20 protein-coding genes are annotated in these 24,816 nt (G+C 33.6%); 11 read left to right on the forward strand and 9 right to left on the reverse strand.

Features of this window, described 5'->3' with window-relative positions:
* Positions 1-7: 7 nt before the first annotated feature.
* From ACT3CE_RS01790 to ACT3CE_RS01805, 4 genes are all read right to left on the reverse strand, one after another.
* Complete coding sequence (locus ACT3CE_RS01790) at positions 8-1,243, reverse strand: hypothetical protein (RefSeq protein ID WP_444708054.1); 1,236 nt, start codon at positions 1,241-1,243, stop codon at positions 8-10.
* Positions 1,244-1,491: 248 nt separating this feature from the next.
* Positions 1,492-3,003, reverse strand: coding sequence for an ammonia-forming cytochrome c nitrite reductase (gene nrfA / locus ACT3CE_RS01795; protein ID WP_444708055.1), 1,512 nt, complete (start codon positions 3,001-3,003; stop codon positions 1,492-1,494).
* Between the two features lie 19 nt (positions 3,004-3,022).
* On the reverse strand, positions 3,023-3,622 hold the full coding sequence (gene nrfH / locus ACT3CE_RS01800; RefSeq protein WP_320118407.1) for a cytochrome c nitrite reductase small subunit: 600 nt from the start codon (positions 3,620-3,622) through the stop codon (positions 3,023-3,025).
* 32 nt (positions 3,623-3,654) lie between these two features.
* A complete protein-coding gene (locus ACT3CE_RS01805; protein ID WP_444708056.1) occupies positions 3,655-4,929 on the reverse strand; it encodes an alginate export family protein in 1,275 nt (424 codons plus the stop codon).
* A 562-nt stretch (positions 4,930-5,491) separates the two neighbouring features.
* Here ACT3CE_RS01805 and ccsA point away from each other — a divergent pair.
* Positions 5,492-8,557, forward strand: a complete 3,066-nt coding sequence (gene ccsA / locus ACT3CE_RS01810) for a cytochrome c biogenesis protein CcsA (protein ID WP_444708057.1) — start codon at positions 5,492-5,494, stop codon at positions 8,555-8,557.
* 81 nt (positions 8,558-8,638) lie between these two features.
* Here ccsA and ACT3CE_RS01815 read toward each other — a convergent pair whose 3' ends face one another.
* From ACT3CE_RS01815 to ACT3CE_RS01830, 4 genes are all read right to left on the reverse strand, one after another.
* Positions 8,639-9,097, reverse strand: a complete 459-nt coding sequence (locus ACT3CE_RS01815; protein ID WP_444708058.1) for a hypothetical protein — start codon at positions 9,095-9,097, stop codon at positions 8,639-8,641.
* A 30-nt stretch (positions 9,098-9,127) separates the two neighbouring features.
* Positions 9,128-9,607 (reverse strand): FKBP-type peptidyl-prolyl cis-trans isomerase, encoded by a 480-nt coding sequence (locus tag ACT3CE_RS01820; RefSeq protein ID WP_444708059.1) that lies wholly within the window; start codon positions 9,605-9,607, stop codon positions 9,128-9,130.
* A gap of 75 nt (positions 9,608-9,682) precedes the next feature.
* Entirely contained in the window at positions 9,683-10,540 is an 858-nt protein-coding gene (locus ACT3CE_RS01825; RefSeq protein ID WP_444708060.1) for a ChaN family lipoprotein, read from the reverse strand.
* 35 nt (positions 10,541-10,575) lie between these two features.
* Complete coding sequence (locus ACT3CE_RS01830) at positions 10,576-12,021, reverse strand: sodium:solute symporter (RefSeq protein WP_444708061.1); 1,446 nt, start codon at positions 12,019-12,021, stop codon at positions 10,576-10,578.
* A 145-nt stretch (positions 12,022-12,166) separates the two neighbouring features.
* On the opposite strand from ACT3CE_RS01830, the gene recR reads away from it, so the two are divergent.
* The 4 genes from recR (at position 12,167) to ACT3CE_RS01850 (ending at position 18,152) form a co-directional block, all read left to right on the forward strand.
* On the forward strand, positions 12,167-12,790 hold the full coding sequence (gene recR, locus ACT3CE_RS01835) for a recombination mediator RecR (RefSeq protein WP_444708062.1): 624 nt from the start codon (positions 12,167-12,169) through the stop codon (positions 12,788-12,790).
* Between the two features lie 268 nt (positions 12,791-13,058).
* Positions 13,059-14,360 (forward strand): dihydrolipoamide acetyltransferase family protein, encoded by a 1,302-nt coding sequence (locus ACT3CE_RS01840; RefSeq protein ID WP_444708063.1) that lies wholly within the window; start codon positions 13,059-13,061, stop codon positions 14,358-14,360.
* A gap of 323 nt (positions 14,361-14,683) precedes the next feature.
* Positions 14,684-17,614 carry a hypothetical protein gene (locus tag ACT3CE_RS01845; protein ID WP_444708064.1) on the forward strand — a complete coding sequence of 977 codons (2,931 nt, stop codon included), beginning with the start codon at positions 14,684-14,686 and terminating at the stop codon, positions 17,612-17,614.
* Between the two features lies 1 nt (position 17,615).
* Positions 17,616-18,152, forward strand: coding sequence for a GNAT family N-acetyltransferase (locus ACT3CE_RS01850; protein ID WP_444708065.1), 537 nt, complete (start codon positions 17,616-17,618; stop codon positions 18,150-18,152).
* Here the strand turns inward: ACT3CE_RS01850 and ACT3CE_RS01855 are convergent.
* Positions 18,139-18,597: a type I restriction enzyme HsdR N-terminal domain-containing protein gene (locus ACT3CE_RS01855; RefSeq protein ID WP_444708066.1), complete on the reverse strand. Its 459-nt coding sequence runs from the start codon at positions 18,595-18,597 to the stop codon at positions 18,139-18,141. The two genes, ACT3CE_RS01850 and ACT3CE_RS01855, sit on opposite strands and share 14 nt — an antisense overlap.
* 57 nt (positions 18,598-18,654) lie before the next feature.
* Here ACT3CE_RS01855 and ACT3CE_RS01860 point away from each other — a divergent pair, with 57 nt between their 5' ends.
* The 6 genes from ACT3CE_RS01860 to ACT3CE_RS01885 are packed head-to-tail and all read left to right on the forward strand — an operon-like array spanning position 18,655 to position 24,816.
* Positions 18,655-19,425 (forward strand): AMP nucleosidase, encoded by a 771-nt coding sequence (locus ACT3CE_RS01860; protein WP_444708067.1) that lies wholly within the window; start codon positions 18,655-18,657, stop codon positions 19,423-19,425.
* Positions 19,426-19,435: 10 nt separating this feature from the next.
* Entirely contained in the window at positions 19,436-20,437 is a 1,002-nt protein-coding gene (gene holA, locus ACT3CE_RS01865) for a DNA polymerase III subunit delta (RefSeq protein WP_444708068.1), read from the forward strand.
* 50 nt (positions 20,438-20,487) lie between these two features.
* Entirely contained in the window at positions 20,488-21,156 is a 669-nt protein-coding gene (locus ACT3CE_RS01870) for a gliding motility-associated C-terminal domain-containing protein (protein WP_444708069.1), read from the forward strand.
* Positions 21,157-21,158: 2 nt separating this feature from the next.
* Positions 21,159-22,112 carry a PorP/SprF family type IX secretion system membrane protein gene (locus ACT3CE_RS01875; protein ID WP_444708070.1) on the forward strand — a complete coding sequence of 318 codons (954 nt, stop codon included), beginning with the start codon at positions 21,159-21,161 and terminating at the stop codon, positions 22,110-22,112.
* 5 nt (positions 22,113-22,117) lie between these two features.
* Complete coding sequence (locus ACT3CE_RS01880) at positions 22,118-24,199, forward strand: OmpA family protein (protein ID WP_444708071.1); 2,082 nt, start codon at positions 22,118-22,120, stop codon at positions 24,197-24,199.
* Positions 24,200-24,210: 11 nt separating this feature from the next.
* On the forward strand, positions 24,211-24,816 hold the full coding sequence (locus ACT3CE_RS01885) for a rhomboid family intramembrane serine protease (protein ID WP_444708072.1): 606 nt from the start codon (positions 24,211-24,213) through the stop codon (positions 24,814-24,816).

Genomic DNA, 24,816 nt, shown 5'->3' on the forward strand with positions numbered 1-24,816 from the left:
ATTAATATTACTTACTGCTAATTTTTACTTTGTTTCCTCTCCAAAACATATAAACAGCACCTATCATCATCATAAAAATCCCGATGTACACATATATTTGCCATGGATCTTTTACAGCTTCAACAACACTTAAAGTAGAGTATTTACCCATTGTCTCATTGTAGCTTAATTGATAAATTTTCCATCCATTAACCGAGTGTGGCTTATTTACTTCTAAAACGAGATCTTCTTTCGATCCGTCGGGCGTAAATATGGTTACCTCCGATGAGAACTTTTGGGGTTCAGGAACAGTCATTAATAAAGAATATTCATCGTTTAGCTTTAACGATTCATGAGGACGATTAAAACTACCACATGATATCCATCCGGATATGGTATCTTTTAAACTTGTAACCCTAACTTTTGCCGCCGGAGCTGCTCCTAAATCGTGCAAAGAATAGTATCTATCTCCTGCTCTTCCCGAGGATAAAATAAACTCCTTAATTTGTATTGTCCAGCTATGCAACTTACAAGTCAAACTATCTTCTATCATTATCATCGATGGCTTGCTTGCTTCATAAAGCTTGCCCGATACATTTTCTACCACTGCCAATTTAGGGTGGAATTCCTCAATCTGAAAATCGTTAAGCTTAATTGCTAATGGAAGCTCGTAATAATGTCCTTTCTCATCATAGGCTTTCCACTCCGTTTTATTCTCATACAAATCCATTTTAAGACGAATCAAATCTCCAGAACCCATGCCGGCCGCAAATACAGTAATCCATAATCCTAAATGACTACATATCAAACCCCAGTTTTTTATTTTAAATGGAAAACTTTTACGCAAAATTACAAGCGCTAATACCAGTAACAAATAAAAATTTACCAACAAAAAAGGCCAGGATGTAGTTAACTTATTTAAGCTTAATTTTGTAATAAAATTTTCATCTTGCATTGATACCTGTGGCGTAAGACCCATTATTATAACCAAAAATGTAAGCACAGACATTGCAGCAAGTGATGCCGGAATACCCGATAAAAAAAGAAATACTTTTTTCTTTCGTATGAAAAAATAAAGCAAAACAATACAAATCAAAAATCCAGCACCTAAATTCACATTCAGTGGATATCGAATTTGAACAGCAGACGATGATTGGATAGTTAACTCTAGAAGGAATCCAATAAACAATAAGCCAAAAGCAATTAGAAAAGCTTCGACATATCCCCAGGGTGTATGCCAGAGCGGTTTAGTGGTTTTATTCATTTAATTATAATTTGTTTTTGTAAGATGCGAATGAAAATTTAACATGAGTTTATTTAGGATCTAAAGTATTCAGGATAAATTTAAAAATCACTCTTTTCCGGTACTATTAAAATTGCAACACTTTTTCTGAATTCAAACAATGAATCATGATTATTTAAATTCAAACACTTTTAAATAATTTTGTTAGTAAAAAATATGCCGTCCAATATGGACGGCACATTTGAACCTATAATTTAAACTCTAATAAATTACAATTTTACCTGATAAGTTGCTTCACGTTCTTTCGCTTTTTTCTCCCACTCAGGAATAAGATTTTTCTTAAATTCTTCTTTCTCCTGATTTAATTTATCCATGTCCAGACCAATAAATTTCTGAGCTTTTGCCTTAGTTGCAATATCTGGATAAACTACTTCTTCGTTAAAGCCATACTTCGCAAATATTCTAGCTAAAGAAATTCTTGCCTCTTGAGCACTAACGATACCTGTAGAAATTACACGTCCAATTTCTGTAGGCGCGTGAAACGATCCACCATGAGAAGCCGCCGCATAATCCCAACGCCATTGTCCGTGACGAATACCCATTAACACAGGCTTCATTTCATCTTCTGTAGCTCCTAAATCCCAAGCTTTCTTAGCCTCAACATGAGCACGCACTAGTAATTCCTCTAACTTATCACGATTTTCGATAATCTGATCCTGACGAGTATAAACGTTCTGAATTAACTTATCAGTCTCTTCGCGGTGACAAACCTGACATGAATTAGAAACGTTATTCAAAGGAGACTGAATGTGATGATCCGTAAATTTCTGTCCACCTTCCGATTTATAAGGCATGTGACAATCGGCACAAGAAACACCACGATCGGCATGAATTCCTTTCATATAAATTTCGTAACCTGGATGTTGAGCTTTTAACATTGGAGCCTTACTTAATTTATGAGTCCAGTCGCTAAACTCAATTTCATCGTAATATTCTTCCATTGCCTCAACAGTAGTTCCTTTGTCCCAAGGTAAAGTTAAATAGTTAGCTCCTTCAACACGTTTTTTATCAAAATAATACTCAACATGACACTGAGCACATACCAAAGAGCGCATTTCCTGATGAGTTGCTTTACTAATATCTTTTCCCTGACGCTCGAATGCTTCGATTAAGGCCGGACGAGAAATTCTTAAATTCATGGTTTCAGCATCATGACAATCAGCACATCCAATAGGATTTACAATTTCATGACCTTTTCCAGCCCATTTTCCTTTATAAAATTCAGCCACTCCAATTTCATTCATCAAGCGTGGCACATCAGGACCTTTACAAGTCCAACATGTTGATGGCATTGGTCCGTCATTTTCATTTGTAGGTCCACCGGTGCGTAAGATATTTCTTACATCTTCAACTGCATAATAATGACCTCGCCCTTGATTATATTCTTTTGAAAAACCATACCCAGCCCAAAGAACAACCAGACGAGGATCAACCTCTAGCATATCAATCATTCCACTACCGTTATACTTACTATAAAAAGAAGTATCCGCAGTTTGATAATAAGATTGATATTCTCTTGGGAAATTTTCACCCCAAACTTCATTACGCGGCTCCCATTGGTCATATTTCACTTCCGGAATATATGCGTATACCGACTCTGCGCGGCGCTCCATAATCGATGAAGCTAACAAGCCAAGCAGAAAAACAACCACCAAGGTAATAAGGAAGATTGCCCACCCCAACATTGGTTTTTTGCCTATAGATTCTTGTATTGGTTTCATAGTATATTTAGTTTAAGTTTTATTCGTTTTCTACTTTAGATTCTTTCATGTATTCCTGCAGCCACTCTGGTACAGGGCTTTCGGGAAGAGGAACTCTTGCGTTTGGAACACTCGATAAACTGTTAACTCTACCATGAGGAACTTCTCTATGGCACTCCCAACATACTCTATCCTGAGTACTATGAGCATGGTTTGGCACTCTTGATGCCAGTTTTGGGTCTGTTAATTGCTGACTGTGACAACGGACGCAGTTATTATGAACTACCTCTTTGCCTTCCTCCAGAATGAAGATTACCTCAGGCTCCATTCTTAACGCAAACATACTAGCATGACGCAATCCGTCTTTAGCCTTAAAATAATATTTATTGAAGACATTATTGTGCGGTACATGGCAATCGTTACATGTTGCAACTTCGCGATGCGAACTATGGCCCCAGGTAGCATACTGAGGAGCCATAACATGACAATTTACACAGGTTTCGGGAGCATCGGAAAGGTAAGACGCTGCTTTAGATAAATAAAGTACGTAAAATCCCAATCCAAAGAAAATCCCAAGCGCTACATAAACCGGAAATTTCCATTTAGGAGGTGGTGTTAATAATTTGAATAGTTTTCTCATTAGCCAAAGTTTAGATGTGTGGGATTTGCTTATTATTTTAAGAAGTTAGGTTTAAATACAAGCATTACCCATCCCCAGTTTTGAGTTTCGCTGCTATCGCCTCCTTTTAATGCTTCCATAGAATCGTTAGCAAACATATGCGAGTAGCCAGCTTTAAGCAATACACTTTTTGAGTAATTGTATCCAACCGATAAATCTATTTCTGTACCTAAATAATTATCTTGTTTTTCAACGCCTGTGTATAAATCTGCTGCAGTTGCGAAATAATGAATTGCCGAAGCAAACGACCATTTCCCTTTAGAATGGTTCAGTCCTCCATAAATATCTGTAAGGCCAGCACTACCAACATGATTTCCAACAAAGAAATAATCCATGTGACCATTAAATTTGTGGTTGGTTCCAAAAAGTGGAGTAAACGAATCATTACCAGAACTTATACGAGATTTAGAAACCCCATCGTAATCTGAACCTGAAAGCATCTCCACTCCAACATTACCTTTCCAGTTTTCGGCAACAGGAAATTTCATTCCTAAATTGAACATGTAAGCACTTAAATCATTATTCCCATCATCTTTTCCTGATTGTGCATATAACGAACCGGTAAATAAAACTTTACCTGGGCGATAATTCATATATGTACCAAAAGTTTGACTGTATCTGGTATCACGATCTTCATTTTCAGTAATATCTGCATCTCTCTCCTGTCCAACATTCATAAATAACAAGCTAAAATCAAATTTATCTGATTTTCTGTTGTACCATGCAAACTGCATGCTTTTATAATTGGTAGTATATAATTGTCTTGATAATGATTCAGAATCATTATTAACAGCAAACCCAACATGAAATTTTCCTTTTTCGTCGGTTTTAAATTTTAACAATGCCAAATCGTGACTTCTGGCTTGCTGTGCCCATCCAACATTACCTAATATTCTTGAATCGTCATAAACCAATTCCTGACGACCAACTTTTAATGAAATATTTTCATTAAAAATTAACTCTCCCCAAGCTTCATGAAGCATCAATTGATTTTTATCAGACATGTTTAATTGCTTAACATCACCCCAAGTACGAACATCCTGAACAGATAAACCTACACGAAATTTTTCTTCGGCATATCCTAAATTTAAACGAGTTCGCTGCGAAGTAGCAAAGGCAGCATCGTCGGTAGAATTAAAAAGTGATTTTAGACCATGCCGATATTCGGTTCGAGGTCTGATTTCTCCTGTAAAAGTAAGCTGAGCCACAACTAATGTTGGCACCAAGCCTAAAAACAGGACAAATAGTAAGCGGAATAGTTTTTTCATAGGTAGATTAGATTTTAGTTTAAAAATCTGTTATTCAATCCAATAATTGATACAGAACAATACAATACTAGACCATTTATTGAATTAATTCAAGATTAATAGATAATTTAAATTTATTATATTTAAATTTTAATACCTTTTTATCCTTTTCTATACTTGGTTCTCAGCCGATTCATTCGCATTAAACAATGCATGAAAGACTTGTAATTTATTTCTGATCTTAATAAAAATACCATTTAAACTCTTTGATTTTTAAAAATTGATACGCGAAATCGGAATTTTGAACTGAAACACCTAAATATTATCCCCAAAATCATTAATATGTAATAAGTTACATTTTATCGACTTAAAACACAACAAAATTTACAATGAGAATAAGAATAATTTGCCCATTTTTAATTTATAAAGAAAAGCGTATCTTGAACTCCAATTTACAATAAAGCTGTTTACATAAACCGCATTATAACACAAATTACTCACACAACACCATTTAAATTGTTGATATGGGCAGGACAAAATAAGGCTTGCTTTTCTTCAAAAAGTGGACATAAATTAATAACAGATGAATAAGTTTTTAAAATTCGTTTTCTCGATGCAAACAATGGGAGTTCTCATCATACTATTTGCTTTCTCCATTGGAATTGCAACCTTTATTGAAAATGACTTTGGAACTCCTGCTGCAAAAGCCCTTGTGTACAATGCACTTTGGTTTGAAATTATGCTATCGATAATTGTAGCCAATTTAATTGCCAACATTATTAAATATAAACTTTACAAAAGGGAAAAATGGTCTGTTTTCTTATTTCACGCAGCCTTTATTATAATTTTTATTGGATCAGCAGTTACTCGTTATATTGGCTACGAGGGAAACATGCATATTCGTGAAGGACAAACAAGCAATCAAATTACTAGTTCTGAATCGTTTATTGATGTGATTCTTGAAAAAAATGGGAAACATATCCGCGAAAGCGAGCAAATTGCATTTACGACAGTAACAGAAACAAAATATAATGAAGAACTCGCTATTGGAGATAGTAAGGTAGAAATTAATCTTAAGACTTTTATTCCGAATGCAAAAACTACATTGATGCAGTCGGCTGGTGGAGCTCCTGTTTTAGAAATGGTATCGGTGGGAAACTCGGGTATGAGTGGCATGCTTAACTTCACAATGGAATACAATGGAATGCGCGTACTTGGAAATCAAATGTTAGCTTTTGGGAATAATTCCAATTCTAAAGCTATCGTTTTTGATTATACCGATAGCTTACGAATGAAAAGTCCAGTACCGGTGCAGGAAATTAGCATGATGGGAGGAAATCCTATTGCAATGGAAGCAAATGAATGGCATGTAGTTTCATCACAAAAACTATACGATACAGGCGACATTAAACTTGTAATCAAAAACTTTTATCCTTCAGCAGTTTTTAAATACATGCAGGGTGAAGATGAAAATGCACCGAGCATATTGGTATTCGACGTAAAAAAAGACAATACTCATAAAGAGTTAATTGTTAAAGGACAGAATAACTATGTGGGTGATGCCAACACAGTAAGTTTTGGTGATGTGAATGTATCTATTGCCTATGGATCTAAGATTATCGACCTTCCTTTCTCGATTAAATTGAACGATTTCCAATTGGAACGATATCCTGGATCAAATAGTCCATCTTCGTTTGCCAGTGAAGTAACATTATACGACACTGAAAAATCGTTAGAAAAAGATTATCGCATTTACATGAATAATATTCTTAAGCATAATGGATTTCGTTTTTTTCAGGCATCTTATGATACCGACGAAAAAGGAACTATCCTTTCTGTTAATCATGATTACTGGGGCATGATGACTACTTATTTTGGTTATGCCATAATGATGTTAGGAATGGCCTGGTCGCTATTTAATAAAAATAGCCGTTTTAAACTTTTAGGCAAACAGTCGAGAAAGATAAAAACCTTAACTGTTTTGGCCTGTTTAATAGGTTCAGGTATTTTTTCTGCATCAGCGCAAGATTTTAAGCTTGTTCCCTTAAAACAAGCCAAAAACTTTGGAGAAATTATCGTGCAAGATAAAGGAGGCCGATTTGAACCTATGAATACACTTGCCAGCGATGTAATAAGAAAAATTACAAAAAAAGGAAGTTTTCATGGCTACCCTTCCGAACAAATTTTTCTGAGTATGGTTACCAATCCTCAGGAATGGCAAAGAGTACCCATAATAAAAGTTGGCGATAAACAATTAGCTAACGAATTAGGTATTTCGGGTAAATATGCTTCGTTCATGGACTTTTTAACTGATCAAAGTCAATACAAACTAAGCAAGAAAGTACAAGACTCTTATTCAAAAAAACCTGTACATAGAACAAAATACGACAAAGAAATTATTTTAGTCGATGAGCGAGTAAATATCTCCTACATGGTATTTACAGGTGACTTTCTTAAAATTTTCCCAAACCCTAACGATAATCTGGGAGAATGGTTAGCTCCTACTACAGAAATTAACTTTACCGGTGCCGATTCTCTTTTTATAAAAAAATCGGTAATTATGCTTGGTCAGGCTTTGTATAAAAACGACTTAAGCGATGCCGACAACTATATCACAGGCATTAAACAATATCAGAAAAAATTTGGTAGTGAAGTTATGCCGTCGGAAGGGAGACAAAAAATTGAGATTCTGTACTACGATATCAATATTTTTAAACGTCTGTTTCCCTATTATCTTGCAATAGGATTCTTTTTAGTCATATTTTTAATCGTACACATTTTAAAGCCAGCATTTCCTATTCGCTGGATTGTAAGAATTGCTATTGTTGTTTTAGCAGCGGGTTTCATTCTTCACACCGGTGGTCTTGCTGCGCGCTGGTACATTTCGGGACATGCTCCCTGGAGTAATGGATTCGAAACTATGACTTTTATTGCCTGGGGATGTCTGCTTGCAGGGTTTATTTTTGCAAAAATATCCGATTTAGCTTTGGCGGCAACGGCAATACTGGCAGGTTTAGCTCTATTCGTAGCTCACTTAAGCTGGATGAGTCCTGAAGTTACCAACCTGGTTCCTGTTTTAAAATCGTACTGGCTAACAATACATGTTGCCATTATAACATCGAGCTATTCGTTTTTGGCATTAGCTACAATTTTAGGATTAATTAATCTTATACTATTTAGCCTACAAAACAAGGACAATAAAAATAGATTAAAAGTAAACATTAACAATTTAACCCGCATTAGCGAAATGACTATGACCATAGGATTATATTTCCTTACCATAGGAACTTTTCTTGGTGGAATATGGGCCAACGAATCGTGGGGACGCTATTGGGGCTGGGATCCTAAAGAAACCTGGGCATTGGTAAGTATTCTGGTTTACAGTTTTGTTTTGCACATGCGTTTTATTCCTGGATTAAAATCGATTTACACTTTTAATATTGCGTCGGTATGGTGTTATAGTACAATTTTAATGACCTACTTTGGTGTAAACTATTATTTGGCAGGAATGCACTCTTATGCCAAAGGCGATCCGGTACCAATACCTATTTGGGTATATTACAGTATTGCAATTGTATTAGCACTTAGCCTTATGGCCTATTATAATTATAAAAAATACAATATAGAAAGCAAAGAGATAGAGGCGTAATAAATACGCTAAATTGAAAAAACTACACTACACAAAGAAAGGAACCTACAAAGGTTCCTTTCTTTGTAGGTAGTAAATTTGTTAAGCCATATTGGTTGTTATCACAAATATAATAAGAGGTTCGTTACTGGTATTTTGTACCGAATGAAAACCATCATTACTAATTCCAGTAATATTTCCTTTCTTAATTTTATGTGTTCTTACTTCTCCATTTTCTCCATCTTTATCGGAATATTCTCCCTGTCCATGCATCACTACATAAACTTCTTCCTCACCTCTTGGACCATGATTATGAAATCCGGCCTGATCGTTTTTATTTAAAAAAACCATAAAACAACCAATTCGATTATTAATCAATTCATCCTCATCGAACATTTGTAAAAGATAAACAATTCCATTACCACCATACATTGGATTTCTCGTATCTACACGAACAACAGAACGCTTATCTTGTCTATATGGAATAACCGAAAGATCGATATACTTCGAAACAATATCTATTACCTGATTAGCTTCAAGTGCGTGATTTAAGTCTTTCATCTGGTTAATGTTTTAAAAAGTAGTTTAATATTATTCATTTACAGAGATTAACTCTATATCAAAAACAAGAACAGAACCTCCTGGAATTGTATAATAATCGTAATTACCATATCCTAAATGAGCAGGAATTAATAAGGTTCCTTTTCCTCCTTCTTTAAAATAAGCAATCCCCTCGGTCCAACCCGCAATTACTTTATTCAAATAAAAGTCAACACCATTGGTTCCACTCTCGTCAAACTTTGATCCATCTAAATAATATCCTGTATAAGAAACTGTTACATTCGATGTTGATATTGGTTGTTCTCCGGTTCCTTCCTCATCAATTACATAATACAAACCCGATTCACTGCGCGTTGCATTTAAGTTATTTTCTTTAACGTAAGCAGCTATAGCTGCTTCGTTCTGCTCTGTGAAATCATAATCAACTTCCTCTGATTCATAAGTATCATTACTACTAATATCACACGACACAAAAAAGGCAAATAGTAGGATTAAAAAACTATACTTCATATTTTATTAGCTTTAAGTTAAGAGCAACAAATATAACAAAATACAGAAATGTAGCCAGTATTAATCAAATTACAATTAATAAGTCTTCGTCATATCATCACGCACCACAATTGTATATGTATTGGAAGCTTTTAGATCCTTGCTCACTCTTCTAATTTTATCGGCACTTGCAGTATAAATTGTCGCAATTTCTAAATTCGGATCCTTTTGTTTCAGATACCAAACAATTCCTTCGTAATTATTCGAATGATAAGCTCCATTGTAATGAATAAATTGCTGTCCCTTCTTAAAATTAGCAAGAATAAAATGCGCCATAGTAACATCTTTTATCGCTTGTGCTTTAGGAAAATTATCCAGTTTTTCAGAGCTCAAATGCATTCCCATTTTTTTCATCGATTTATATCCCGACAATTCTGCATTGTAAGCAATAGGTTGAGGAGCAATTAAAGATTTTTCTCTCAGACTAAGGCTGTCTAGAACTTCGAACCCCCCTTTAAAAACTTTTGAAGCATACCTTCGCGGAATATTACTAGCTACAAAATGCAATTCTTTCTGTTTTGCAAAATCGACCAACGGCTTATAATCGGTTTGGTAATTGTGCCATAATCGAGCCGAATCGGTAAACATTTTATTGTCAATTTTACCTTTTAAATAAGCAGTTAGTAATTTCTGATTATCGCTTTCAAACATCTCAGCACCCAGCACTAAATTCTCTCTTTTTATTTCATACAAATCTTTAGTGATTTGCAATTCCAGCCAATGTGATATGGGATTATTATGCAATTCACCAAATAAAATAATATCAGCATTGGCAATCTGCTTTATCATTTTCTGATATTTAATTGGCTTTCCATTTTCCTTGAAAATTCGGTACACCGGATTTCCATTCGAAAAGGCAAAGAATATAATAGATAAAAGTAGAAATTTTTTCATTTGATATTTTTTTTATAAACACCCATCTAAGATATTCATTTTTTCTTCCTTTTACTTATTAAAAATAACCCCAAAAAGGTTAAAGCTCCATTTATCATCAACAATTCAAACCCTATAGAAATACCAAACCAAGCCAATGAATTATCTTTTAACACATAACAAATAACTGGCGCAAGAATGGCTACATAAGGCACCCGTTTGTCCTTTACCTGATATTTTGTAAACATACCAAATGCATACAAACCAAGCAGCGGGCCATAGGTATATCCGGCAACGGTAAATATAGCTGCAATTACCGAATCGTCGTTTATCACTCTAAAAATCATGATTACAATTAAAAGCAAAAACGAAAATAAAATATGCGAGTGCCGGCGTAATTTTTTGGTTCTTAGTTCATCGTTCTCATCAGCCCCTAAAATATCTACCGTAAACGACGTAGTTAAAGAGGTTAAAGCCGAATCGGCACTGGAATAAGCTGCAGCCATTAGTCCAACCAGAAAAAATAAACTAACAACAGGACCTAAATGCTGAGTTGCTAACAATGGAAACAAATCGTCGCCACGTTCGGGAATTGCAATTCCCTCGTGCTGAGCAAAAAGTAATAATAATGCTCCAAGAATTAAAAACAATAAATTAGCAGGAATAAAGGCAAATCCATACCAGTACATATTCTTTTTAGCTTCGCCCAAATTTTTACAGCTGAGATTTTTTTGCATCATATCCTGATCTAATCCTGTCATTACGATAGTAATAAATGCACCCGTAAAAAACTGCTTAAAGAAATTCTGCTTACTTTTCCAATCATCAAATTCAAACACCTGCGAGTAATCACTTTTACTTATCATTTCGCTTAAACCCGATATATCTAAATGTAGCTTATCCATTATTAAATAGATACTAACACCAACAGCCAACAACATAAATAGTGTTTGCAAAGTATCGGTCCAAACAATGGTTTTTATTCCTCCCTTAAAAGTATACAACCAAATCAGCAAAATTGTGATAATTACTGTCACAGCAAATGGAATTCCCCAAGCGTCGAAAACAGTTATTTGCAATACATTTGCCATTAAAAACAACCTAAAAGATGCACCAATGGTACGCGAAAGCAAGAAAAACAAGGCTCCGGTTTTATAGGATATTCTGCCAAATCTACCATCTAAATAAGAATATATAGAGGTAAGGTTTAATTTATAATAAAGGGGCAATAATAAGTTGGCAACCACAATATATCCAAGCATATATCCAAAAACCATTTGCATATAGGTAAAATCAATCGACTTTACCCAACCTGGCACCGATATAAAAGTAACACCCGAAAGCGAGGCTCCTACCATACCAAAAGCTACCACATACCATGGCGATTGTTTATTTCCAACGAAAAACCCACTATTATTAGCCTTACGACCAGTAAAATAAGATATTAATAATAATAGTACGAAATAGCCACAAACAACAAGAAGTATCGTAATTGGAGTCACTGTATTTATGTTTTTAAATGAAAATCAAAAATAAGTAAAGCGTTTGGTTAATCAAACTCACCCGTAAAAGCATCGAAAATAGAGCCAAACAATTCTATTCTCGCATAAATTATTACTTTTGGACATACAATTGAATTGATTACAGATGAGCTATACCAACTTTCCTTCTAAACTTCTTGAAAATGCCGTTTCTGAGTTCTCAAAGCTACCAGGAATTGGCAGAAAAACGGCATTGCGATTGGTTTTGCATTTATTAAATCAGCCAAAAGAGGATGTTAATAAATTCGGCTCATCAATTATTCAACTGCGCAACGAAATTAAGCATTGCTCTTCTTGCTACAATATTTCAGATACCGAAGTTTGCGATATCTGTTCGAACCCAAAGCGCGACCATGAAACCATTTGTGTAGTAGAAAGTATTAGAGACGTAATGTCGATTGAAAGAACTCAGCAATACAATGGAATTTATCATGTATTAGGAGGAATTATATCTCCCATGGACGGAATTGGTCCCAGTGATTTACAAATTGATCCGCTAGTAGCCAAGGCAAAAGAAGGAAAAATGAAAGAAGTAATCCTGGCTCTTAGCACAACTATGGAAGGTGATACAACTAATTTTTTCCTTTTTAAAAAACTACATAAATTCGATATTAATATTACAACAATTGCCAGAGGAGTTTCCATTGGCGATGAACTGGAATATACCGATGAAATTACACTCGGCCGATCGATTCTCCTCAGAACTCCCTTCGATCAAAACCTACAGTAAACGCCTTGCAGTTAACATAGTTTTAGAAAACCATCTTAACATTTAGCATATTTTTATTATTTTGATAATTCTGTGTAATCAATAAATTGCCATTTACAAATTACAGACACGTTTGTCTTTTTATCTATTTTTAGTAAATTCGCATAGTATTTAGACTAAATAAAAACAACAAACAATATTAACATTGATTCATATTTAGATTGATTTTCAATTTTAAATATCCATCAGCTTTACCTATCTTAATGGGTATCAATAAAAACAATCACACATGGCTAAAATAGAAATTATGATTCCTGCTATGGGGGAAGGAATCACAGAAGCAAACATTACTCAATTTTTAAAAAAAGAAGGCGATTTTGTAGAGGAAGAAGAATCGATTCTAGAAATTGCAACCGATAAAGTAGACTCCGAAATACCTGCTCCACAAAGTGGGAAAATTGCTAAACTTCTTTTTTCGGAAGGAGAAACAGCTCAGGTTGGTGATGTAGTTGCCATACTTCTTACCGAAGAAGAAGAATTAAGCGAGGAACCAAGCGCAGAACCTTTAGATGCCATACCTGAAGTTAAAAAGCAAATTCCAAAAAAAATAGCAAAAGAAATTTCTGTAGAACTTACACCTAACAATAAAACCGAAAGTGGAGCTTTTATTTCTCCATTGGTTCGAACGATAGCACAAAAAGAAAATATTAGCTCTGAAGAATTAAGTTTAATAAAAGGTTCAGGAGAAAATAAAAGAATCACAAAAAAAGACATTCTTAAATACATCGAGAATAAAAAATCTGAACCAACAATACAAACAATCTCTGCAAGTCCAAAAATCTCAACACCTATTTCTCCTATTCAAGCTTCATATAGTGGCGATAATGTTGAAATTATCGAGATGGATCGTATGCGCAAGTTAATTGCTAACTACATGCTAAGCTCCAAACAAATATCCCCACATGTTACCTCATTTATTGATGTGGATGTTACTGCATTAGTACAATGGAGAAATAAAATAAAAGATGAATTCTTAAAAAAAGAAGGTCAAAAACTAACTTTTACTCCGATTTTTGTTGAGGCTGTAAGCAAGGCACTTAAAGATTATCCTATGGTAAACGTTTCGGTTGATGGAGATAAAATTATCCGCAAAAAATTTATTAACATAGGAATGGCAACAGCTTTGCCAAGTGGCAATCTAATTGTTCCGGTTATTAAATCGGCCGATGAAAAAAATTTAGTCGGAATAACCAAAACAGTTAACGATTTGGCAAACCGAGCAAGACAAAATAAACTTACTCCTAATGAGATACAGGGAAGTACTTTTACAATAACAAATTTAGGTGCTTTTGGGAGTACAACCGGAACACCAATTATTAATCAGCCCGAAGTAGCAATTTTAGCAATTGGAGCAATTAAAAAGAAACCGGCAGTAATCGAAATTCCACATGGCGATACCATTGGAATTCGTAATATCATGGTGCTATCTCTTTCTTATGACCATAGAGTTGTAGATGGTGCTTTGGGCGGAATGTTTCTAAAAAGAATTGCTGAAAATCTTGAGAACTTTGATACAAATAGAAATATTTGATCAGAAATAAAACATAAAAAAAGCCATTGAATACTCTTCAATGGCTTTTTATTGTATATTAGTAAACATTTACTCAAAAAAAATAAAATTTTATTCAAGATTAGACCAAAAGTACTTTTATGATGATTACTTTTATGAGGTTTTTAAAGTAAATGATAAATAATACCTTTTTTTATCAACAAATTGGTATTTTTTGTTGAATCTCTATTGATATTTAAGCTGTATCTATTATATTTAAGTTATTGTTAATTAATTTAAAACATATTAACTGCCCAACAGACCCTAAATTAAAAAAGAGTCCTTCATTTCTAAAGGTCTTCTTTTTGGTTACATTCTCTATTCTAATAGGGGTGTGTAATGCCTACACTCTTAACGCAAGTCCAAAAAAGCAAAAAATAAGCAATAAAAAACAATATCATATTGCCGAAAATCTTCTTGCCAACCGAAATTTTACTAAAGCTGCTCAAATTTATAAAGAGCTATTAGATCAATCACCCCGAAATACAAATTTAAATTTCAAATTAGGAGTTTGTTATTTAAATATTATCTCCGAAAAAGGAAAATCGGTTGCTCTGCTTGAAAAAGCAATACAGTATACAAGTTCAAAAAATAACGTTCCCATAGATGTTTACTTTAATTTGGGAAAAGCCTATCATACCAACTATCAATTTAGAGAAGCTTTAAAAGTTTTTAAAGATTTATTACAGATTATCTCTCCTCAAAATATTGATTTTAGAAACGAAATTCAGAGAGAAGTAAAAATGTGCAAAAATGGATTGGAGTTAGTAAAAAAGCCAATCGACATTTCAATTGTTAATTTAGGTAATAAAATTAATTCTGAGTTTGCAGAACACAGCCCTGGAGTAACTGCCGATGAAAGTACAATGGTATTTACATCAAGAAGAAATGGCACAGGAAGTAAATTAGATAGTGATGGTCAGTATTTTGAAGACATTTACATTACACATTTAGTTAATGATTCATGGTCGACACCCAAAGGCATTGCTGAACTTAATACGAACGATCACGATGCATCCATATCAATTTCGGCTGACGGACAAGAATTATACATATACAAAGCTGGCTTTATTGATCGAAAAGATTCAGAAGGTGGAGATATCTATGTTAGTAAATTAGAAGGAAATAACTGGTCTGAACCTAAAAAATTAGGTTCAAATATCAATTCAAAAAGTAAGGAAAGTCACATTTCAATTTCGGCCGACAAAAGAACCATGTTTTTCTCAAGCGATCGTCCGGGAGGATATGGTGGAATGGATATTTATACCGTTACGCTTCTTCCAAACGGCAAATGGGGAAAAGCACGAAATTTAGGACCTGCAATAAATACAGAATACGACGACGATGCACCTTTTATTCATCCTGATGGAAAAACACTTTACTTTAGTTCGGCAGGACATAAAACAATGGGTGGCTTAGATATATTTAAAAGTATAAACAGTAAAGGAAGATGGACAAGCCCAATAAACATTGGTTATCCGATTAATTCAACTGATGATGATATTTACTACACCCCCACTCCCGATGGAAGAAGAGCTTACTTTGCGTCTCATAGGAAGGGAAGTTTAGGAAGAACAGATATATTCCTGATTAAAACACCAAACTCCGAACAAGCTGGTTTATTCGTTTTAAAAGGAAAAATTATTACTACCAATGGTGATCCAGTAGGAAATGCTAAAATTACTGTAAGCCATAATAAGCAAACTATAGGTATTTATACACCCAACACTGCAAATGGAAAATTTTTATTTATAATTGAAGCAGGCAAAAAATACAATCTGGAAATTGTAGCCGAAGGATACAGAACTTTGCGCACAATTTTAAATATTCCGGTTAATTATGCCAACAAAGAAAATCATAGTGTAATTACATTGCTTCCGCTTACTTTGCGTTCAAAAGATGAGCCCGATTATCCTCAAACTATTGAATTAATTGATTTTGAAAAAAGTAAATTAAATGAAGTAAGTGGTTTATCATCAGAAACAGATTCAATTCCTGATAATAAAGAATTTATTGATTCTTTGGCTAAAGATAGTATCCTTACTGAACCTGCAAATAAAACTATCGATAAGATTATTAATGAAATGAGTAAAGACAGTCTTGTTCTGAATACTAAGCCTGTAATTGCCAAACCAGAGGAAAAACAAGCAATTGTTAAGAATACAATAACACCTGTTACTAAAACAGTTACCAAACCAAAGACAACTAAAGAAACAGCTTCCGAAAAAATAAATACAAAAGTTGAAGCAATAGCAACAGGCGATTTAGCTTTTACTCTAGATTTGGGTAATTTCACTTCACCTCAAGAAAAATTATTCGATAATCTGGATGGTGTTATAGAAACAAAAGGTCCGGATAAGAATTACCATTATACCTACGGAAAATTTAAAAATTACAAAGAAGCTTCCAAAGCACAAAAACAACTGCTTGCAAAAGGAGTTAAAACATCTACCATTCGAATTTTATCAGAAAACAATTTGGTAAAAGAAAAATCGGGAGGCGAAACCTACTATACCATACAGATAATGGCACTAAATCTGCCAATCGAAGCTGAATTTTTCGATAATCTGGATAATGTAAAAGTCTTTAATGGAACCGATGGATTTACCCGATATACGTATCGAAAATTTAAATCCTATCGCGAAGCGGTTAAGGAAATGAATAGACTCATTCGCATGGGATATTGGGATGCATTCATAAGAACCGTTATAAACGATCAATTACTATATTCAGGTATGAAATATCAGGAATCATCGACTTATACGATACAGGTAATGGCCTTAAGAAATCCTCGCCCACTTGCTTATTTTAGCGATTTAGGAAAAGTTAATATGTATGCCGATAAAACAGGTTTATACCGATATACCTACAAAACTTATTCTTCAAAACACAAAGCTATCCGCGATTTAGGCAGTGTTCTAAAAAATGGATACTGGGATGCTTTTGTACGAAGATCCTTGCATGGAGAAGCAATACTGCATAACAATAAGGGTACTAAAAACAATAGCTTCTATACCATTCAGGTAATGGCATTAAGAAATTCCCGTCCCCTAAATTATTTTAGTAATCTGGGCGAAGATAATTTATCTTTATACAAAGGTAATGATGGATTATCGAGGTATACGTTTCAAAAATTCAATTCTCTTTCGAAAGCACAAAGTAGTTTGCCAGAGGTAACTAAAAAAGGATACTTCGATGCATTTACCCGTGAAATAAAATGGTATAGCGAAAACTAAAATGCAAATCCTGGAAAACAAAAATATTAGATTGCGCGCCCTTGAACCAACCGACTTAAAGTTGCTTTACGAGTGGGAAAATAATTCTACAATATGGGAAGTAAGCAATACACTAAAACCATTTTCACTCTTTGTTTTAAAACAATATTTAGAAAGTTCACATTTAGATATTTTTGAGACAAAACAATTACGTCTTGTAATAGAACTAAAGGATACCAGCAAAGCGGTGGGCTTAATCGACCTATTCGATTTTGATCCCTTTCATCGTCATGCCGGCGTGGGAGTTTTAATTCACAACAAAGAAAACCAACAAAAAGGTTACGCAAGCGAAGCATTACAAAGCTTATGCAACTATGCATTTTCAGTGCTTAAATTACATCAGTTGTATTGCAATATAACCTCCGATAATGAAAGCAGTTTGCACTTGTTTAAAAATCAGGGATTCGAAATTTCCGGATTAAAAAAAGACTGGATTAATACAGCTAATGGCTGGAAAGATGAATATCTTTTGCAAAAAATAAACGTTACAAATTTTTAATTTCCTGATAATTGGGAATATCTTCCATAAACTGGAAACTCTGTTTCTCATAATCCATATAACAACAAAAATGCCTTAAACCATTAGTCACCACTAAAAAAGGGACTCTAAGCTTCATATTATATCTGGCAATCTGATTAAATACTTCTTGCGTAATTTTAATTTTAGTGGATTTACACTCCACAATAATTACAGGATTAGCATTTTTATTGTAAAAAACAATATCGCTGCGTTGTGGTAAAAGATTAACATCTACCTTTTTCTCTACAGCAATTAAAGAATCGGGATATCCTTTTTCTTCAACCAGGTATCGAATAAAATTCTGACGAACCCATTCTTCTGGTGTTAATACCACATACTTCTTTCGTATACTGTCAAAAATTAGTTTTCTTTGCAGATCAAATTTTAATTTGAAAGAATAAGTTGGTAAATTTAAATTTTCCATAAAAAAAGCTTAACAGCTCAAATATACAAGTTTATTCCTATATAAAATCTCCAATTAATGAAGACCAAAGAAGAAATCGTAAAAAACTGGCTTAGCAGATATACCGGCAGAGAACTAACCGATTTTACTCCATATATATTACTTACCAATTTTAATCATTATGTAGAGTTATTTGCAAAATGGCACAATTGTGAAATTGTTGGTGAAGACAAAGCAATGCCAAACGCTTCGGCCGATGGTGTTACCATTATAAATTTTGGCATGGGTAGTCCTAATGCTGCTACTGTACTTGATTTGTTAAGTGCAATTAGCCCCAAAGGGGTACTTTTTTTAGGCAAATGCGGTGGTTTAAAAAGAAAGAACAAACTGGGAGATCTTATTCTGCCAATTGCCGCCATTAGAAGCGAAGGAACATCGAATGACTATTTACCACCCGAAGTTCCAGCATTGCCTGCATTCAGTCTTCAAATGGCCGTATCGAAGGTTATTTCGGATAGAAATAAAGAATATTACACCGGCACAGTGTTAACCACAAATAAACGAGTGTGGGAATACGATGTTCGATTTAAAAAATATCTTGGCAAAACCAGAGCAATGGCTATTGATATGGAAACTGCAACAATTTTTACCGTAGGGTTTTATAATGAAATTCCTGTTGGCGCTCTCCTGTTAGTATCCGATCAACCAATGATTTCGGAAGGTGTAAAAACCGACAAAAGTGATGCTGCGGTAACCAATCAGTTTGTAAAAGAACACTTAGAAGTAGGAATTGAGGCTTTAAAAGAAATTATGCACAACCGCCAATCAGTAAAACATTTAAGATTTTAAGATCAGCAAAATGACTTACGAAGAAATATTACGCAGTCTGAAAAAGAAAGAATACGCTCCTGTTTACTTTTTAATGGGAGATGAAAGATTTTTTATTGATAAGATTACCGATTATATTATAGATACTGCTATTTCTGAATCGGAACGCGATTTTAATCAAACTATTCTTTATGGTAAAGATACTGATATAGGAACTATTGTAACTACAGCCAGAAGATTTCCTATGATGTCGGAAAGACAAATTGTAATTGTTCGTGAAGCTCAAAATATAAAAAATATAGATCAGCTTTTATCTTATGTAAAAACGCCATTAAAATCTACTATTCTGGTAATAAACTACAAATACAAATCGCTCGATAAGAGAAAAAGCTTTACAAAAGAAATTGCAAAAAATGGAGTTTTATTCGAATCTAAAAAAATCTATGATAATCAAGTTCCAGATTGGATTAAAAAATATGCCAGTCGTTTAAAATATAAAATCGATAATAAAGCAGCTTTTCTACTGGCCGAATTTTTAGGTAATGATTTAGGTAAAATTACAAATGCCCTCGAAAAACTTAGCATAAATATCAACAAAAGTAATACAATCACACCCGATGATATTGAAAAAAACATAGGAATATCAAAAGATTACAACAACTTTGAATTACAAAATGCTCTGGGCAAAAAAGACGTTCTAAAAGCCAATCAGATTATAAACTACTTTTCTACAAATGAAAAAAATAATCCAATGGTTGTAACCATTGCACTCTTGCACTCGTATTTCTCAAAAGTTCTTAAGTATTATTTTATTAAAAATAAAGTAAACGAAAAAGCTGTTGCCTCAAGCTTAAACATTAATCCTTTTTTTGTAAAGGACTATAAACAAGCTTCTCTCAATTATAATCCCAAGAAATTGGTTTCAATTATTGAATTATTGAGAGAATTTGATCTAAAATCAAAAGGATATGGTGACATAAGCACAAAGCATGGAGATTTATTAAAAGAACTGATCTTTAAAATCCTCCACTAAGAACAGTATAAAATTTATAACTTAAGTTGTACGCAATACACTAATCTAATATGAGATTAAATCTATCCATTCTACTACTACTTGGACTTCTGCTATGTGCAAAAGCTGGTTTTGGCCAAACACCTATTGCAAAAAACGATACAGTTTCTATCACAAACCAAAGTTCCAATAACGATGTGATATACATTGAAGTTGATTTCCTTAAAAATGATCAAATATCATCGATTGATGATATCGAATCATCAATAATCAAACAAACAGATCAATTTGGAAAAGCCTACCTAATCGAAGACAATACTTTAATGGTCTATTACCCTTACGATTTAAGTTACGGTACAGATACTATTTATTATGAAATTTGTTCGAATACAAATTTATGTGACAAAGCCCTTGTCTTGGTAAATGTATTAGATCCAAATCAGGTAGAGCTATTTATACCTTCCTCATTTTCACCAAACAACGATAATATCAATGACAAATTTTATATTAAAGGCATTGAAAATTATCCTGAAAACGAATTTATTGTATTCTCTCGCTGGGGTACTAAAGTTTTTGAACAAAAAAACTATACGAATCAGGAAGCCTGGGATGGAGGATACAATAGTACTGGAGTAAAACTCGGCCCAGGAGACAAATTACCTAAGGGTACTTACTTCTTTAAGCTAATAATTAAAGATAAAGAGTATGTAAAAAGTGGCTATATCGTTGTTAAGTACTAAATATGGAGAAAACTATAAAAGCTATCATATTTTTCGGATGTTTTCTGTTATGTGCTATGCAATCTGTAGCGCAGGAAGACATCCGTTTTTCTAATTATTCTTACAACCGGCTTTTTTACAATCCGGCTTATGCAGGTAGTAGTCGATTTATGGAGGCCGTTCTTGCCTACCGAAATCAATGGGTTGATGTTGAAGGTTCTCCTCAAACAGCTGTACTATCGGTACAAGCTCCTGTAAACTATGCAAAATTTGGATTGGGAGCTGTTGTTTACAATAACCAATTCGGAATACAAAAAGACAATGCAGTATTCTTAAATTATGCCTATCATTTGCAAGTAAGTTACAAAGGAACATTATCAATGGGTATACAGGCTGGCTTTATAAACAAACAAATTAAATGGACTGAGTTAACAACTTATGATCCAAACTTTACTTCGCCCGATGATCCAGCTTTCCCAGATAGTGATGTATCAACATGGGTACCAAATTTTGGAATCGGATTTTATTATTACACCCCCAAATATTACATTGGTTTTTCAGCTCCAAGACTGTTATCGAACGATCAGCCGTCCTCAGAAGGCTTTTCTAATAACATGAAATTTAAAGCCGGAAACATACCTCTCTATATTGGTGCAGGAACAAAAACAGACCTTAGCTCTGAGATTAAATTTGCACCTTCTATATTATTGGTTAAATCGTATTCTGCAGATGTAACAGCCAATATCAATTTAGATTTTATTCATGATAGCGGCGTATCAATAGGAGCCGGATATAGGTCGGACAATTCATGGGCCGGACTAGTAGGGTATCAATTAAGCCAAAAGCTAAGGTTTTCATATTCCTATGAAAGATATTTTGGAAAATACCAAGCAAAGGGTTTTACCAATCATGAAATAATATTAAATTACAATCTCTCTTTAAAAAAGAGCCGAATTACTTCACCGCGATATTTTTAAGGACTATGAACAGTAAACAGGTATTCAGAATTATATTTGCATTACTACTAATTATAACGGGAAGCATATCTTTATCTGCCCAAAATAATCAATTAGTGAAGGGAAATCGTTTATTCGAAAATGAAGAATATTCCGATGCTCAATACTACTACGAGAAATATTTACTGAATTCGGAGGATATTAAAATCAAAAGAAAATTAGCTTATTGTTATACCCAAACTCAAAAAGACAATAAAGCTCTTTACTTAATGGAAAATATTGTTGCCAGCAATGAAGTTATACCCGAAGATTATCTTCAGTATGCAGAGCTCTTAAAAAGAACAAGAAACTATATCAAAGCAATAAATTGGTACAAAAAATATGCTAAATTTTATCCCGATCACAAAAACATAACAAATCTGATTTTATCCTGTAATTTAATAAATGAACTGGAAGACAAACAGCTATATACTGTCACACCTCTAGGTATTAATACAGCTCAATCCGATTTTGTATCTGCACTTTATAAAAATGGAATTTTATTTGTATCGGGACGCCCAAATAAAACCTCGAGAGCTACTGATGGTAGAACAGGAGAATATTATCTGGACCTTTATTATGCAGAAAAAAGCGGATCTAAATTTCTTTCACCAAAGCCTTTTAATAATCTTTTTAATTCAAAATATCACGAAGGACCAGCTTGCTTTAGTCCTAACGAAAAATTTATTTATTTCACCAGAAATAAGGGAAATCTAAATTTAGAAGGGAAATCCGAGTTAAACATATACACTTCACGATTTAATGGAAAATCATGGGATAAACCAGAATTATTCCTTTTCTCAGGAAAAAATTATTCAATCGGTCATCCAAGTATATCTCCAGACGGAAGGTTTCTTTATTTTATTTCGAACATGGATGGTGGATATGGTGGTACCGATATTTATTTATGTCGTAAACAGGGCTTTGCATGGAGTAAACCAATAAACCTTGGTCCTACAGTAAATACTGCCGGCAACGAAATGTTCCCTTTTATAGCTGCTGATAACTATCTTTATTTTTCTTCAAACGGACATATTGGCTTTGGAGGATTAGATATCTTTAAAACAACTTTTGAACAGAACCAATGGACATATCCCGTAAATCTGGGCCCACCATTCAATTCAGAAAAAGATGATTTTGGATTTCTAATAGCTAAAAATAAAGAAATAGGATATTTTTCGTCGAACCGAAGAGGCAACGATGATATGTTCTCATTTGAAGCCAATAAAGACAAGATTATTACTTTAAAAGGCCGCATTACCGAAGCAAAAACAAAATTCTCTTTAGATAGTGTCCAGGTAGTACTTATGGATAATTTATCGAAAGAAAAAATTAGCTATACCAAGAATAAAGGGCTGTTTAATCTAGATATTTTTGATGGAAAAAACTACAGCTTAATTGTTAGTAAACCTGGCTACAAAACCAAACGAATTCTTTATTTTGCCAATAGTAAAAAAACAAACAATCAGCTTAACATTGTAATGGAAAAAACTCCCTGGGTAGAATTTAAAGGTAACATTATCGATCAACATTCGGGTCGTTCCATAGAAAATACAAGCATCGAAATCATTAATCAAACTTATAAAATTAATAGCTTTTGCGAATCGGATGAATATGGTGATTTTATAAAAGAAATCGACCCTTCAAAATCTTATGATATTATTATCAATAAGGATGGATATTTTACAAAAGTTTTAACTAATTATGAATACTTTTCTGATAAGTACGAACAAATTGTATTGGAAGAATTTAATCATAATAAGCAAATGGAATTGTTTGGAGTGGAATATGATAAAAATTCTTCGGAATTAAAGGAACCTACTATTTCGGAATTAAATAATTTAACTGGTTTGCTTAAAGTTAATCCAAACATTGCAATTGAAATAATTGGATTTACAAATATCGATCAAAGCAAAAAAGACAATAAATTACTTAGTCTGGAGAGAGCAAAAAAAGCTGCCAACTATATTATTTCAAAAGGAATTACAAGCAACCGTATTCAATACAAAGCAGGAGGATATAATTCTGATAAATCAGCTCTTACAGTAAAACTTATTGAAGCATTTTAAGAATAAATTACATGACCTTAATTATAATTGCCATAACAGCTTTAGTTTCTATAGCGGCATTTAAAAATGATAAATTATTATATAAATATCAGTTTAATGCGTATCAGGTTTTAAAAAGAAATCAATGGTACAGAATGATTACTTATGGTTTTATACATGCAAATTGGGACCATTTGCTCGTAAATATGATTGTATTATATTTTTTCGGTGATTCTCTGGAGTACTACTTCTCTGATTATTTTGACTCATTGGGAATTTTTTACTTCGTAATTTTATATTTAAGTGCGATTGTAATTTCAACTTTAGTTGACTTAAGAAAACATCGCGAACACTATCATTACAACGCAGTGGGCGCTTCAGGAGCAACCTCGGCCGTTGTATTTGCAACTATATTTTTCGCGCCATTAAATTCCATCTACCTATTTTTCGTAATTCCAATTCCAGGAATAATTTTTGCTACTGCTTACTTATATTATTCTTACTATATGAGCAAAAAAAACGTCGATAATATTGGGCATAGCGCACATCTTTCGGGCGCTCTTTTTGGATTTCTATTTCCGATGATAATTAAACCACAATTATTCTCTGTATTTTTGCACGAGATTCTCAAATTTTAA

Source organism: Marinifilum sp. RC60d5 (assembly GCF_052400665.1).
Lineage (GTDB): Bacteria > Bacteroidota > Bacteroidia > Bacteroidales > Marinifilaceae > JBQTGK01.